At 35.8% G+C, this 14,211-nt stretch carries 10 protein-coding genes, 1 tRNA gene, 1 pseudogene and 1 CRISPR repeat array; of the genes and pseudogenes, 6 read left to right on the plus strand and 6 right to left on the minus strand.

All coding sequences use genetic code 11. The annotated features are described in order from the left end of the window. The first annotated feature begins 50 nt into the window (after nucleotides 1-50). Nucleotides 51-122: transfer RNA gene (locus ACLGLP_RS02325), tRNA-Gln, on the plus strand. 644 nt (nucleotides 123-766) lie between these two features. Next, nucleotides 767-4,409: direct repeats of the CRISPR family, unit length 35 nt; unit sequence GTTGAAACCTTCCCCGCTTCTAAGGGGATTGCGAC. A 78-nt stretch (nucleotides 4,410-4,487) separates the two neighbouring features. Then, nucleotides 4,488-4,799: a hypothetical protein gene (locus ACLGLP_RS02330; RefSeq protein WP_492113330.1), complete on the plus strand. Its 312-nt coding sequence runs from the start codon at nucleotides 4,488-4,490 to the stop codon at nucleotides 4,797-4,799. 138 nt (nucleotides 4,800-4,937) lie between these two features. Here ACLGLP_RS02330 and ACLGLP_RS02335 read toward each other — a convergent pair whose 3' ends face one another. Together ACLGLP_RS02335 and ACLGLP_RS02340 are read right to left on the minus strand one after the other, a co-directional pair. Further along, complete coding sequence (locus ACLGLP_RS02335; RefSeq protein ID WP_492113331.1) at nucleotides 4,938-5,078, minus strand: hypothetical protein; 141 nt, start codon at nucleotides 5,076-5,078, stop codon at nucleotides 4,938-4,940. A gap of 137 nt (nucleotides 5,079-5,215) precedes the next feature. Next, nucleotides 5,216-5,374 carry a hypothetical protein gene (locus ACLGLP_RS02340; RefSeq protein WP_492113332.1) on the minus strand — a complete coding sequence of 53 codons (159 nt, stop codon included), beginning with the start codon at nucleotides 5,372-5,374 and terminating at the stop codon, nucleotides 5,216-5,218. A gap of 159 nt (nucleotides 5,375-5,533) precedes the next feature. Between ACLGLP_RS02340 and ACLGLP_RS02345 the strand changes: the two genes are divergently transcribed. Together ACLGLP_RS02345 and ACLGLP_RS02350 are read left to right on the plus strand one after the other, a co-directional pair. Beyond that, nucleotides 5,534-6,499: an FAD-dependent thymidylate synthase gene (locus tag ACLGLP_RS02345; protein ID WP_492113333.1), complete on the plus strand. Its 966-nt coding sequence runs from the start codon at nucleotides 5,534-5,536 to the stop codon at nucleotides 6,497-6,499. A gap of 403 nt (nucleotides 6,500-6,902) precedes the next feature. Further along, nucleotides 6,903-7,190: pseudogene (locus ACLGLP_RS02350) on the plus strand (HU family DNA-binding protein); the annotation flags it as partial. A 45-nt stretch (nucleotides 7,191-7,235) separates the two neighbouring features. Here ACLGLP_RS02350 and ACLGLP_RS02355 read toward each other — a convergent pair. The 4 genes from ACLGLP_RS02355 to ACLGLP_RS02370 are packed head-to-tail and all read right to left on the minus strand — an operon-like array spanning nucleotide 7,236 to nucleotide 11,079. Next, a complete protein-coding gene (locus ACLGLP_RS02355) occupies nucleotides 7,236-7,508 on the minus strand; it encodes a hypothetical protein (RefSeq protein ID WP_492113334.1) in 273 nt (90 codons plus the stop codon). A 48-nt stretch (nucleotides 7,509-7,556) separates the two neighbouring features. After that, nucleotides 7,557-8,849, minus strand: coding sequence for a phenylacetate--CoA ligase (locus ACLGLP_RS02360; protein ID WP_492113335.1), 1,293 nt, complete (start codon nucleotides 8,847-8,849; stop codon nucleotides 7,557-7,559). Then, entirely contained in the window at nucleotides 8,827-9,279 is a 453-nt protein-coding gene (locus ACLGLP_RS02365; protein WP_492113336.1) for a 2-oxoacid:acceptor oxidoreductase family protein, read from the minus strand. The genes ACLGLP_RS02360 and ACLGLP_RS02365 overlap by 23 nt, the downstream gene beginning before the upstream one ends. Next, a complete protein-coding gene (locus tag ACLGLP_RS02370) occupies nucleotides 9,280-11,079 on the minus strand; it encodes a thiamine pyrophosphate-dependent enzyme (RefSeq protein ID WP_492113337.1) in 1,800 nt (599 codons plus the stop codon). A gap of 91 nt (nucleotides 11,080-11,170) precedes the next feature. Between ACLGLP_RS02370 and ACLGLP_RS02375 the strand changes: the two genes are divergently transcribed. Then, nucleotides 11,171-12,895 (plus strand): ABC transporter permease, encoded by a 1,725-nt coding sequence (locus ACLGLP_RS02375; RefSeq protein WP_492113338.1) that lies wholly within the window; start codon nucleotides 11,171-11,173, stop codon nucleotides 12,893-12,895. Nucleotides 12,896-12,914: 19 nt separating this feature from the next. Then, nucleotides 12,915-14,210 carry an ABC transporter ATP-binding protein gene (locus tag ACLGLP_RS02380; RefSeq protein WP_492113339.1) on the plus strand — a complete coding sequence of 432 codons (1,296 nt, stop codon included), beginning with the start codon at nucleotides 12,915-12,917 and terminating at the stop codon, nucleotides 14,208-14,210. Nucleotide 14,211: the final 1 nt, after the last annotated feature.

Raw genomic sequence — 14,211 nt, forward strand, 5'->3', positions numbered from 1 at the left:
TTTTTACCTCTTGACAATTGACAAATATTAAATATTATTTTAATAGTTCTTGGGGGATCGTCTAATTGGCAGGACGGTGGACTCTGGATCCACTAGTGGAGGTTCGAATCCTCCTCCCCCAGCTTTAATCAGTCTTTTAAACTTGTCTCTTCCATTTTACCACACATCAATTTTATTTTAATATTCATTCAACAAATAACACTTGTCTGGCGTTTCTTAGAACTTTTTTATCTGCATTTTTCTTACTTTTTGGGGAAAAGGCAGATGTTATAGACATCCGCAGACAATAATTGTTTTTATTCTAAAAGTTAAAAATCTTAAAAATTTGAAAAATTGACAATTAACTTCTTGAAAATTTATGAAAAAGTGTTAAAAATTTGGAAAGGTGGCTGATCTTTGAAAATTGGGTTTTAGCTGGGGCGGGGTTTTAGATTCTTTTTTTGAGGGGGTAATTTTTTAAAAATTCTACCTATTTTCAGGTAAAGAAATAAAGAATTTTTTAGAAAAATTGGCTTTGTGTATCAGGATTAATGAGCTTTTTAAGAGGTATAGATTAGCGGTTGAATTTGAGAATAAGTTGCAAAAAGATAGTTAAAAAGTATGGTTTTAAGTTATTGATTTTATGTTAAAAGTTTAGTTGAAATTTTAGACTTTCAGAGGTTTTGCGCATTAGATTTAGTGAGGGATTTAAGGGGTAGATTTTTTGAAGTTGTATTTGTTCTAAAATTCACAAAATAGTATTTATGAGAGGTGCACGGTAGTAGGGGTTGAAACCTTCCCCGTCTCTAAGGGGATTGCGACCGACCCACCATAGGTAAGTGCATAGTAAAAGCTTGCATCTTTGTTGAAACCTTCCCCGTCTCTAAGGGGATTGCGACCCGTGATTGAGGATTATATTAATAAACGAATCGAGGTTGAAACCTTCCCCGTCTCTAAGGGGATTGCGACCGCTCCCAGAATTGGACTGAGAGCAGGGATTTTTATGGTTGAAACCTTCCCCGTCTCTAAGGGGATTGCGACTGAATTTATCCCCGCTCCCAGAATTGGACTGAGAGCAGGGGTTGAAACCTTCCCCGTCTCTAAGGGGATTGCGACCCAAGCCCAAAAGAATTGGACTTTTGGGCTTGGTTTTGATAAGGTTGAAACCTTCCCCGTCTCTAAGGGGATTGCGACTTAAGAATGAACCCTGCAAGTGCTACGTGACTTCTATCTGTTGAAACCTTCCCCGTCTCTAAGGGGATTGCGACCATTTTGTTTGTGCTTTACGGATTTTACAGCAGATTTCTTTGTTGAAACCTTCCCCGCCTCTAAGGGGATTGCGACAAAGTGCGTGTTTTTCTTTAGTGCTGTAAATTCGTTGAAACCTTCCCCGTCTCTAAGGGGATTGCGACACGACTTTTTAACAAATTAGTCATGTTACTGAAGCTCTGTTGAAACCTTCCCCGTCTCTAAGGGGATTGCGACTGGATTGAGAAGTATTCTCAAAGAAAAGTTTTTTCTTTTGTCGTGTTGAAACCTTCCCCGTCTCTAAGGGGATTGCGACCGATATTCCTCACCCGTGTCATCATAAACTCTAATGGTTGAAACCTTCCCCGTCTCTAAGGGGATTGCGACTTAATTCTGCTTTTTCAGGGTAAAATTCTATTCCCATATAGTTGAAACCTTCCCCGTCTCTAAGGGGATTGCGACTTTTTTTGTCTTAGTTCTTCAAGATAAGCAACCAGGTTGAAACCTTCCCCGTCTCTAAGGGGATTGCGACGCGACTCCTTCATACCTAACCCCCCTTTTTGGTTTTTCCCCGAATTGAAACCTTCCCCGCCTCTAAGGGGATTGCGACTCTAAATTCTTGAGGATTGATAATTAATTTTGCATGAATTGAAACCTTCCCCGCCTCTAAGGGGATTGCGACTCCAGGGTAGATAACGATGCAATACAAATCGTCCTTATTGAAACCTTCCCCGCCTCTAAGGGGATTGCGACTTAATCTTTATTGTTGCATTATCGGGAATTCTATTAAAAATTGAAACCTTCCCCGCCTCTAAGGGGATTGCGACTCACACCTCCTTGTTTGTTAGTTGTTTTTCAAGTTTTTTGTGGTTGAAACCTTCCCCGCCTTTAAGGGGATTGCGACCCACACCTCCTTGTTTGTTAGTTGTTTTTCAAGTTTTTTGTGGTTGAAACCTTCCCCGCCTTTAAGGGGATTGCGACCCACCGGATCGGACCGGTGAGCAAGTGGTTTTTGTTGAGTTGAAACCTTCCCCGCCTTTAAGGGGATTGCTCCGGATTTCCGGAGCATGCCCCATCAACAAAAAACTTTATTCTGTTGAAACCTCCCCCGCCTTTAAGGGGATTGCGACTTTTGATGAAAAACAAACTAAATATTCTCCATCCCAGTTATTGAAACCTTCCCCGCCTCTAAGGGGATTGCGACCCAAATCTTTGATGAGTTTGTAAAAAGCATACGACAGGTTGAAACCTTCCCCGCTTCTAAGGGGATTGCGACTTGCCTGACGTATTCACTGAGGTATCTCGTCACCCGTTGAAACCTTCCCCGCTTCTAAGGGGATTGCGACCCTTTGCATTTTTTTCCGCTAATTTTCTAACTTCAAATTCGTGTTGAAACCTTCCCCGCTTCTAAGGGGATTGCGACACAATCTCAAACTCTGATTCTGCAAGGAAAATCTAATTAGTTGAAACCTTCCCCGCTTCTAAGGGGATTGCGACAGCACAGAGATTTCAGAGTGATAAAGAAGTCCAGATGGTTGAAACCTTCCCCGCTTCTAAGGGGATTGCGACAGGGACAGAGTAGAAGCAGAGCCAGATAAGCAGAACAGGTTGAAACCTTCCCCGCTTCTAAGGGGATTGCGACAGGGACAGAGTAGAAGCAGAGCCAGATAAGCAGAACAGGTTGAAACCTTCCCCGCTTCTAAGGGGATTGCGACACAAACTTTTTGTAGAACCTTACTGGGTTCCCGCCAAGTTGAAACCTTCCCCGCTTCTAAGGGGATTGCGACGTTTTAGGTTCTACTTCTACTCTTTCAAGAAGCTTTTGTTGAAACCTTCCCCGCTTCTAAGGGGATTGCGACTTGTTTTTGTGTAGCTTGTTGTGTAGTTTGTTGAGTCATTTCAGTTGAAACCTTCCCCGCTTCTAAGGGGATTGCGACACAAAAAACGAAAAGTATTGCTGCTTTCTTGACGATATAAGGTTGAAACCTTCCCCGCTTCTAAGGGGATTGCGACAGCACAGAGATTTCAGAGTGATAAAGAAGTCCAGATGGTTGAAACCTTCCCCGCTTCTAAGGGGATTGCGACAGGGACAGAGTAGAAGCAGAGCCAGATAAGCAGAAGAGGTTGAAACCTTCCCCGCTTCTAAGGGGATTGCGACAGGGACAGAGTAGAAGCAGAGCCAGATAAGCAGAAGAGGTTGAAACCTTCCCCGCTTCTAAGGGGATTGCGACAGGGACAGAGTAGAAGCAGAGCCAGATAAGCAGAAGAGGTTGAAACCTTCCCCGCTTCTAAGGGGATTGCGACAGGGACAGAGTAGAAGCAGAGCCAGATAAGCAGAACAGGTTGAAACCTTCCCCGCTTCTAAGGGGATTGCGACACAAACTTTTTGTAGAACCTTACTGGGTTCCCGCCAAGTTGAAACCTTCCCCGCTTCTAAGGGGATTGCGACGTTTTAGGTTCTACTTCTACTCTTTCAAGAAGCTTTTGTTGAAACCTTCCCCGCTTCTAAGGGGATTGCGACTTGTTTTTGTGTAGCTTGTTGTGTAGTTTGTTGAGTCATTTCAGTTGAAACCTTCCCCGCTTCTAAGGGGATTGCGACTTGCCTGACGTATTCACTGAGGTATCTCGTCACCCGTTGAAACCTTCCCCGCTTCTAAGGGGATTGCGACCCTTTGCATTTTTTTCCGCTAATTTTCTAACTTCAAATTCGTGTTGAAACCTTCCCCGCTTCTAAGGGGATTGCGACACAATCTCAAACTCTGATTCTGCAAGGAAAATCTAATTAGTTGAAACCTTCCCCGCTTCTAAGGGGATTGCGACCATTTCCCACCTGTCGTTTTTTTCTTCCTCTTCTTCATGTTGAAACCTTCCCCGCTTCTAAGGGGATTGCGACTGGCAGAGTAAGAGTAAAGTGGTAGACGGGAAAGAAAAGTTGAAACCTTCCCCGCCTTTAAGGGGATTGCGACCTCTCTTTACAATTCTCACAATCCAAGTCGTAGCAGTTGAAACCTTCCCCGCTTCTAAGGGGATTGCGACTTTTGAAATCTTTGTATGCAAGGATCGTGCCCTCGTTTGGTTGAAATCTTCCCCGCCTCTAAGGGGATTGCGACTTAAAATACGACAAAAAGTTTTCTCCAAACTCTAAGTGTTGAAACCTTCCCCGCCTCTAAGGGGATTGTTTTTCTATTTAATTGATTTATTTACTATTTCTCTACTATTTCTGTTTATACTAAAAATTAAAAAACCAGAGAAAATATAAAATGAAAAAGATCTTTTTATACATCATTACAGCCCTTGCACTTTTCACGATTACAACAGATTTCTCTCACGCAAAAGAAACCGCCTTTACGCAGGAAGACAGAGAAAGACTAATAAGGCTTGAAGTAACAGTTAAAGAATTTAAAGAATCAGTAGATAAACGATTTGAACAAATAGACAAACGATTTGAAGAAATAGATAAAAGACTTGATCAAATGACCATATTTCTGTGGATAGTTACAGGGATATTTACTTCCATAACGATAGCAAACATAGGATTTGCTTGCTGGGATAGAATAACGATTATAAGATGAGCAAAAGAGGAAACTATTGCTGAGATAGAAAGAGAGGAAAGAGTAAGAGACTTAATTCTGGCATTGAGAGAGCTTGCCAAAACTGACGAAAAGGTTGCAAAAATCTTGAGAAAGTTCAATTTGCTGTGAATCTGAAGGTTACCAATTTATTACCTTGTTTATTTGAAAAAGAGTGTCTTCAACTAAATTATTATGAAACAGTTTTTCTCCAATAGTTAATTGAGTTTTATTTTCTCTATACATATCGCTTACTTCTTTGTTTTTATATTTATCAAGCATCTATTAAGCTAATTTTGCCAAGGTTTTAGTTTTTATGTTTTTTAAATGTAGATTAAACATCTATCTACCAATTTTTCTATTTATTGCATTTACAAATTCTTTCATTATTAGTAAATTTTAAGTTTAAAATATGAGCTTTAGATATAACTAATAAAATTTATTTTGGCTTTTTTGCTATTAGATGAACTGTCCTTTTTGGATTTTACAGTTCTATTGGTGGAATTATCAGATTCAATAACCACTTCGTCTCCAAATCGAGAGATAAGCCATCCTTCTGTAAATATGAAAGAAAACAAATACCACCCTTCTTTTCCTATAAAAATTTTCAGTTTCTCTATACATACATTTACTTGATGATAAAATTATCAAGGTGAGAAGTAAAATATAAATATACTATCAGACTTAAGTTGGGCTTTGAATCATTAATATGTGAAATGTATTGAAAGGGGGCTATAATGTCACAATTAAAAATCCTCCGTGAAAAACAAAAAAAACTTGCACAAAAACTCTATAGAAATATAGAAAAAACTATCCTACCTGTTTTTTTACCATTTAGCTACATTGGAGCAAGAGTGTGCTATGCTGAAACCCATCCTCTTCTTCTCTTTGAAGAAGAAAAGTTTAAAACTCAGGAAAAGTTCTGCGAATTTCTTCTGAGACTTAAAAACCTTGGACATACGAGCGTCTTTGCCCACACTCCAGTATTTATAAACTTATCCGAATTTGATTCTTACGAGGAGAAATTTGAAATATCTTCTATCTTTTTCAAGGTTTTTTGGAATAAAGATTTTGCACTTTTTAATCTTCGTCACTTTGCTGAAACACTTGAAAATGATGAATTTCTCTCTCTTATAAAGCACAAACCAGATTTAAGTAAAATAGAAATAACTTATGCCAAAAATTATCAAATTCTTTACAAAGGTAGTCTTTCAGACTTTGATCCAAATTTACTCAATAGCCAAAAAGAAAATTTTTTCGTTCAACCTGAAGTCATAATTCTGAAAGCAAGTGAAACTGAAAATTATCCGTTTAACTGGATCGGTGTCATAGCACACAACTTTTCAAGAATTTTCAGCCATCAGCTCGTAAGACATACATGGCTCAACTTCAATCAAAGGTCTCATCGCTATACTAAAGTAAAGTATTTTGTAATTCCCGAATCTTTCTCAGAGGAAGACATTGCAATCTACACAGATATTATCAGAAAAACAATAAAATTTTATGAACTTCTTTCTTCAGAAAAACATATAAAAAAAGAAAATGCAAGATTCGTATTACCTCAGGGAACCGCAACCACTGTTTTTGCAACTGGACCAGACTTCGTGTGGAAAGATTTTATAAGCAAGAGAGCCATACCTCAGGCACAGGAAGAAATCAGAAAATTCGCCACTTTTTTAAAAAATAACCTCAATAACCTTTGAATTAATTTTAAAGAAATAAAGTAGTAACAAGCCTTACTAGTTTAAAAACCTTGCGAAACTTGCAATTCTGATAAACTCTATACAGAACTGTATTACAGTGTATTAAAATAACTTCCAATATAATCTATATAAAAATTACAGATACTAAAATGCTATTAAAATTTTGTTATCATTTCGTTAGTAAAACAAAAGATAAGATTTTTTAAAAAATACCCTTCATAGCCACAGAAACAATTTTTATAGATAAATGCATTATAATGATATAGCAAATTATTATAAGTTATTTATAAAGTATTCTATGAGAAATTAAAAGTAAATGTTAAGTTTCTGAAAATAATTACAACCCCTTGAAATTTTTGAAAAGATGTTAAATTTAAGAATGTAGAAAAATTTAAGAACAAATCTTAATAGGGGGGGTAGTATGAACAAGGCAGAACTCATAAAAGCGATTGCCAAAAAAGCTGAAGTAACACAAGCAGTTGCTGAAAAATGCTTAAATGCTTTTATTGATGTAATTACTGAAACTCTTAAAGACAAAAAAGAAGAGGTAAAACTTGTAGGATTTGGAACTTTTAAAGTCGTTAAAAGAGCTGCAAGAAAAGGTAAAAATCCCAGAACTGGGGAAACCATTGAAATTCCAGCTAAAGAAGTAGTTAAATTCTCCCCAGGAAAAGAATTAGAATTAAGTTAAGTTTTGAAGTTTGCTAAAATAAGGGGGGTAATCCCCCTTATTTTATTATTCTACACATTCTACACCAACTACAAAGTCGTTATTCTCTAACCAATCAACAAATTTTATTCCTTCTTTTTTGTCTTTTAAATCTTTACATTTTTTCTTAACTTTATTAATGCTATTAGAATGGATGTATATTAAAAACTTTTTCTCTTCTCCGTTCAGCTTTACTACAAATTGAATACAACGCTTTTCTTCATCCATTTCCACATTAAATTGATTTGCCTCCATTAAAGATTTTTTAAGTTTTTCAATTATTTCAATCCTGGTTAACATGTTACTCCTCCCATCGCTTAACTTTAAAAATTTATTAAATTTATTTTATTAACTTCTTTTTCTTTTGTCTATAACTCTTACAGCTTTTCCAGGAACTCTTTGGATTGTTCCTTCAGGAACTATTTGGATTTTGCAATGAAAACCAAGGAAATCATACAATTCCAAATCAAGTTGTTCTATTTCTTTTGGAGACAATCCACCTTGAATCTTTTCTGCAATTATAGTTATTTCGTCTTTTCCTTTTATGGTTTCAAGAACAATCTGATAGTAAGGAGATAGCCCTTTGTATTTCATAAGTATGGCTTCAATTTGAGAAGGATAAAAATTTACCCCCTTTACCTTTAACATATCATCACAGCGCCCTTTTATCCGATCAACCCTTAAGTGCGTTCTCCCACAGGGGCAGGAGTCTCTGCTTACAATTTTTGTTATGTCCCTTGTACGATACCTTATAAGAGGTAATCCCTCTCTTGTAAGGGTCGTAACTACCATTTCTCCTTCTTCTCCATCAGGGAGAACTTCTCCTGTTTCTGGATCAACTATTTCTACAATATAATGATCTTCCCACACATGAATTCCGGCTCTTTCCTCACAGTCTATTCCCAATCCTACTCCTCCGGTTTCTGTCATTCCTATAATGTCAAAGGTTTTAACTCCCATCTCTTCTTCTATGCGTTTTCTATATTCATCTGACCAGGTTTCTGCACCAAGAATTGCTACCCTCAACTTGGTTTCCTTAAAATTAAATCCACTTTCTCTTGCAACCTCAATAAGCCTTGCAGGATAGCTTGCAATTGCTCCAATAGCAGTTACTTGTAAGTCTTTTATAAGCTTTAACTGCATAAGCGATCTTCCAGGACCTGCAGGAACGATAAAACATCCTAAAGTTTCTGCTCCGTAATGAAAGCCAAATCCACCGTTAAATAATCCAAAAGAAGGCATTATTTGAATTCTATCCTCTGGTGTTAAAGTTGCTGCAACTAAACATCTTGCCATAATTTCGCCCCACTGCTTAATGTCATTTTTAGTCATAGCATTAATTACTGGTGTCCCTGTTGTTCCCGAACTCATATGCATCCTTGCACATTCGGAAATATCAACCGCTATATGCCCAAATGGGTAACAATCCCTTAATTCATCCTTTGTAGAAAAGGGAAGATGCTTTAAATCTTCAAGGCTTTTTATATCTTCAGGTTCTATATCTTTATACTTTTCCTTAAGTCTTGAACGAGAATTTTTCAAAAATTGTAAAGTCTTTCTGAGTCTTTGAAGCTGAATTTTTTCAATTTCTTCTCTTGGCAAGGTTTCCATTTCTGGATTAAACATTCTTGCTTTCAACATAACTATACCCCTTTATTAAAGATTTTTGATTTTCTTCATCAAGAACTTTTAAAACCTTATCTATATCAAAAATGTGGGTTTTTGCAAGAAATATTCCCATTAAATAGGTATTAACATATTTTAGAGGAACTTTTTTAAATGCACTTTCTATTTCCTTTTCACTAAAGGAAAACACATTAGTCCCAAAGGTTTTTCCGTATTCTTCAAGCTCAGGACTTAACAAAATTACCAGATCAGCAGAACCTCTTTTTATCCTTGGAGAATATCCCTCTCCAATTTTCATCTGAACCTCAACCACACCACCTTTTTTTGCCATTCCTTTTATTTCCGATACTTTAACAGTTTTTCCTTCTTCCATTGCTGTAAGTGCTAAAACTTTTGAAAAAAAAAGAACTCCCTGTCCTCCTTTTCCAAGAATCACAAGTTTCATTTATTTAACCTCAACTATTGCTTTTTTAGGACAAACAAAGACACAGCATCCACAATTTATACAAAGAACCTTATCAATAGATACCTTTCTCTTATCTTCATGCCAGACAAGTGCTGGACACTCAAACTCTTTAATACAGTACTTACATCCTGTGCATTTTTCTTCAAGGATAGTGACAGGTTTTTTAGGATTTTTTTCAAGCCCTTCCTTAGTATAAATACAGGGATGCCTTAAAATGATTACAGCTGGTTTATCTTTTTCAGAAAGGTATTCCCTTGCTTTTTTAAGTATCTCTATAGTTTTTTTATATTCGTAAGGATCAACCACTTCAACAAAATCAATTCCTATTCCTTTAACCACATTTTCTATCTTAACTGGATTTAGAGACTCTCCTTCGTAAGATTTTGTGTGAGCTTGTGTTTTTTGATTCCCTGTCATAGCAACTGTTTCATTATCAAGAACCACAAGAAGGATGGGAATTCTATAATGATAGGCATCAATAAGAGGAGGTATTCCTGAGTGAAAAAAGGTTGAATCTCCTACTATTCCCACAACGAAGCGGTTTTTTTGGGAAAGTTCAAAAACCTTTTTCATAGCTGCCGCAAAAGAAACTCCTGCTCCCATGCAAAAAACCGTATCAGTTACTCCAAAATTGAGAGCAAGAGTATAACAACCTATGTCTCCTGTATAAATGGTCTTCTTTCCAAAAACTTTTTTCACTGCAAAAAGTCCTATTCTATGCCCGCATCCAGGACAAAGAGAAGGTCTTTTCAAAGGGGGAATAGATATACTCTTTTTTTCTGGTATAAGCCCGATTTTAGAAAGAATTTTTTCGCAAACCTCTGGAGAAAGCTCACCTTCTGAAGGAACGAGTCCATTTCTTCTGCCCTCAGTATCTAAAAGATATTCAATAAATGGTGCTGTCTCCTCAATTGCAATAACCCTTTTAAATTTGGAGAAGTCTTCTTTTTTAAGAGGAAAGGGCATATCTACTTTCCCAAGAGTCACTTTTTCTTGTAAATTGTATTCCTCTATTAGTTCTTTAAGATAAGAAAAGACCATACCACTTGTTAAAATCAAAATTTCTCCCTCGTAAAAATAATGAATTTTATTTTTCTCTGAAATAAGTTTAAGTTTCTCGTTAAGTTTTTTGTGGAGCAAAAATCTCTGTTTGGGAGTTGCTGCAAGTCTTGCAACTTCTTTTTCCCAATTTTTAATATCCTCTTTAAACTTTGGGTCAAAATTATCTTCTATTTTTAAATCTGGAATTAAAAGATCTGATTTGCCGTGAGAAAGAGCAGTTACAGTTCTTAATAAAACTGGTATTTCAAATTCTTCACTAAGTTCAAGAGCCTTTTTAGCAAAAATGTAAGCCTCTTCTACACTTGAAGGATCAAGAACGGGAACCTTGGCAAAATAAGCTGCAATTCTGCTATCCTGCTCAGTTTGAGAAGAATAAGGACCTGGGTCATCTGCTACAACTACAACAAAACCTGCTTTAGGACCTATATAGGCAGAGTTAACAAAAGGATCCATAGCTACATTAAGTCCGACCTGTTTCATAGTAACAGCACTTCTTATGCCACAGAGCGCTGCAGAAAAAGCCATCTCTAAGGCAACTTTTTCATTGATTGCCCAGTCTATGAATCCCTTAAATTTGTAGCATAATTTTAACTTTTGAGCAGTCGGTAATATTTCACTTGAGGGTGTTCCAGGATAACCCGTTAAAAATCTCACTCCACCAGCAATTAAACCATAAGCTATGGCTTCATTTCCAGAAAGATAAATTCGTTGAGACATGGTTTATAATTATAAAATTATGCCTTGTTTTAACAACTATTTTAAGCTATAATTTTTATGACTTTTTTAAATTTTTATAAATTTTTTTTAAATGAAAATGCTTATTTCTATTCCTGCTGAAACCTTTAAAATTAGACTTATTGATGTATTGGCATTTTTTATCGTACTTGGAATCTTTGCTTTTATTGTGTATATTGCATCTGAATGGGGAACTCCTTATGAACGCACCCTCGTAATAGATTTAAATCCCTCAAATTTACCACGATACGCTTTACAATCTCTTGCAAGAATATTTACTGCTTACTTACTTTCTTTTATTTTTTCAATCTGGTATGGATATACTGCTTCAAAATCAAAAACCCATGAAAAAATAATGATACCTCTTCTTGACATCCTTCAATCAATTCCAGTGCTTTCTTTTCTTCCTGGTGTAGTTTTGGCAATGATTTCTCTTTTCCCTCAAAAAAGAATCGGACTTGAACTAGCTTCTATTCTTCTTATTTTTACAGGGCAAGTATGGAACATGACTTTTAGCTTTTATCACTCTATTAATACTATTCCTAAAGAATTAAATGAAGTCGTAAAGGTTTTCAAATTGAACAAATTTTCAAAATTTTTAAGGCTTGATCTTCCTTTTAGTGCAATAGGACTTATATGGAATAGTATGATGAGTGTAGCAGGAGGTTGGTTTTTTCTTATGGCTTGTGAAATGTTCTCCCTTGAAAATAAAGATTTCAGACTTCCAGGACTTGGTTCTTACATTCAAGAAGCAGCAAATAGAGGAGATATAAAAGCCATACTTTACGGTTTAGGAGCAATGATTTCATGTATAATTCTTCTTGATTTTTTCGTATGGAGACCTCTTATAACCTGGTCTCAGAAATTCAAAATAGAAACCATTCCTCCTGAAGAAGAAAAAGAAAATTTTGTCTTAAATTTTCTTTCGCGCTCCACCCTTTTTAAAAAAATTGATGAAATTTTAAACAAGTTTGTTTATAAAATTGAAAAACTAAGTTATAAAGAGTTTGCTATTTTTGAAAATTCTTACTTAAATAAATGCGCTAAATTGGTTAAAAGATTAGCTAAACTCATTATTTTAATGATTATTATAATCGGATTTTTGCAAGCTGGTATAAAGGCTTTTTGCTTATTAAATTTAATAAGTTTAAGCGATATTTTAATAATAATAAAAACATCTTTTTATTCCTTTTTAAGGGTGTTTGTAGCTCTTTTGATTTCCCTTGCATGGACTCTTCCAGTTGGTGTTTATATTGGTTTGAATCCAAAAGCAAGAAAATTTTTACAAGGGGTTGTTCAAATTGCAGCAAGTGTTCCAGCCACAGCGGTTTTTCCTGTTATACTTCTTTTTTTAATTAAACTTGGAGGAGGGCTTGATCTGGGAGCAATATTTTTGATGCTTCTTGGTTCTCAGTGGTATCTTCTTTTTAACATAATTGCTGGAGCAAGTGCTATTCCTAAAGATTTAATTGAAATTTCAAAAGTATACGGAATTAAAGGAGTTACCAAGTGGAAAACCCTCATTCTCCCGGGAATATTTCCCTATCTCATTACAGGACTTATCACGGCAAGTGGAGGGGCATGGAATGCTACTATTGTGAGCGAATATGTGTCCTTTGGTGGAAAAATTTTATCTACTACAGGACTTGGTGCCTTAATAAGCCATTCCTCTGCTTCTGGAAATTTTGGACTTTTATTGGTTTCAACAAGTTTTATGTCTTTAATGGTTGTTGGTATAAACAGATTATTGTGGAAAAGGCTTTTTATATTAGCAAAAACCAAATATGTTTTGGAATAAACAAGTTTTGGAGTAAATAATGGAAAAAGAGATTATTCTTGAAACAAGAGGCGTAAAAAAGGCTTTTTTTGTTGGTAAAGGAAAAGAAATTGTAGTTTTAGAAGATATTAACCTTAAAATTCACACTGGCGAGTTCGTTTCAATTCTTGGGCAATCTGGTGCAGGAAAATCAACTCTTTTAAGAATTATGGCTGGACTTGTTGAACCTACAGAAGGAGAAGTTTTATATAAGGGAATTCCTCTTAAAAAAGCCAATGCCAAAATAGCAGTAGTTTTTCAAAGTTTTGCACTCTTTCCCTGGTTTACAGTTTTAGAAAATGTTAAAATAGGACTTATAAGCTTGGGTTTAAGTGAAAAGGAAATGAACGAAAGGGCTTTAAAAATAATTGATCTCGTTGGACTTGACGGATTTGAAGATGCCTACCCAAAGGAACTAAGTGGTGGAATGCGTCAAAGAGTTGGTATCGCAAGAGCACTTGTTGTAGAACCAGAAGTATTACTTATGGATGAGCCTTTTTCATCACTTGATGTTCTTACTGCTGACAACTTAAGAAGAGATATTATTGATCTTTGGGAACAAGGAAAATTACCTACAAAAGCAATTGTTCTTGTTACCCATAATATTGAAGAAGCGATAATTATGTCAACCCGAGCTGTAATATTAAGTCACAACCCAGGAAAGATTAAAGCTGAAATACTTATTAGTCTTCCCTATCCAAGAAATAAAAATTCCAGAGATTTTAAGTTTTTGTTAGATAAAATATATACCATTCTTACAAAAGCTCCTGAAGAAATTTTCCCCCTTATTTCTGACAAAAAGTTTCAATTTCTTCCTAATGCTAAGGTTGGAGCTATTGCAGGACTTATTGAACTTGTTTACGATAAAGGTGGAAGAGTTGATATCTATGCTTTAAGTTCAGAACTGAGCATGGAAGTTGATGACATTCTTCCCTTAATAGAAGCTTCAGTAATACTTAATTTTGGAGAAATAAAAGAGGGTGATTTTATCCTTACAGAACTTGGAAAAAAGTGGGCTTCCGCTGACACCTTTGAAAAAAAAGAAATCTTTAGAAAAACCGTTCTTCAAAATGTACAACTTATTAAACAAATAATGCAAGTATTGAGAACAATTTCAAAACATAAGGTTTCTGACGAGTTCTTTCTTGATATCCTTCAACATTATTTTACTCCTGAAGAAGCTAAAAATCAGTTAAAAATAGCTATAGATTGGGGGAGATATGCAGAACTTTTCGCTTACGATTACGATTCCAAAGAACTTTATCTTGAAAATTCAGAAATTAATTCATCTCTTTAAA

The sequence above is a fragment of the Caldimicrobium sp. SLHALR3 genome (assembly GCF_058692735.1).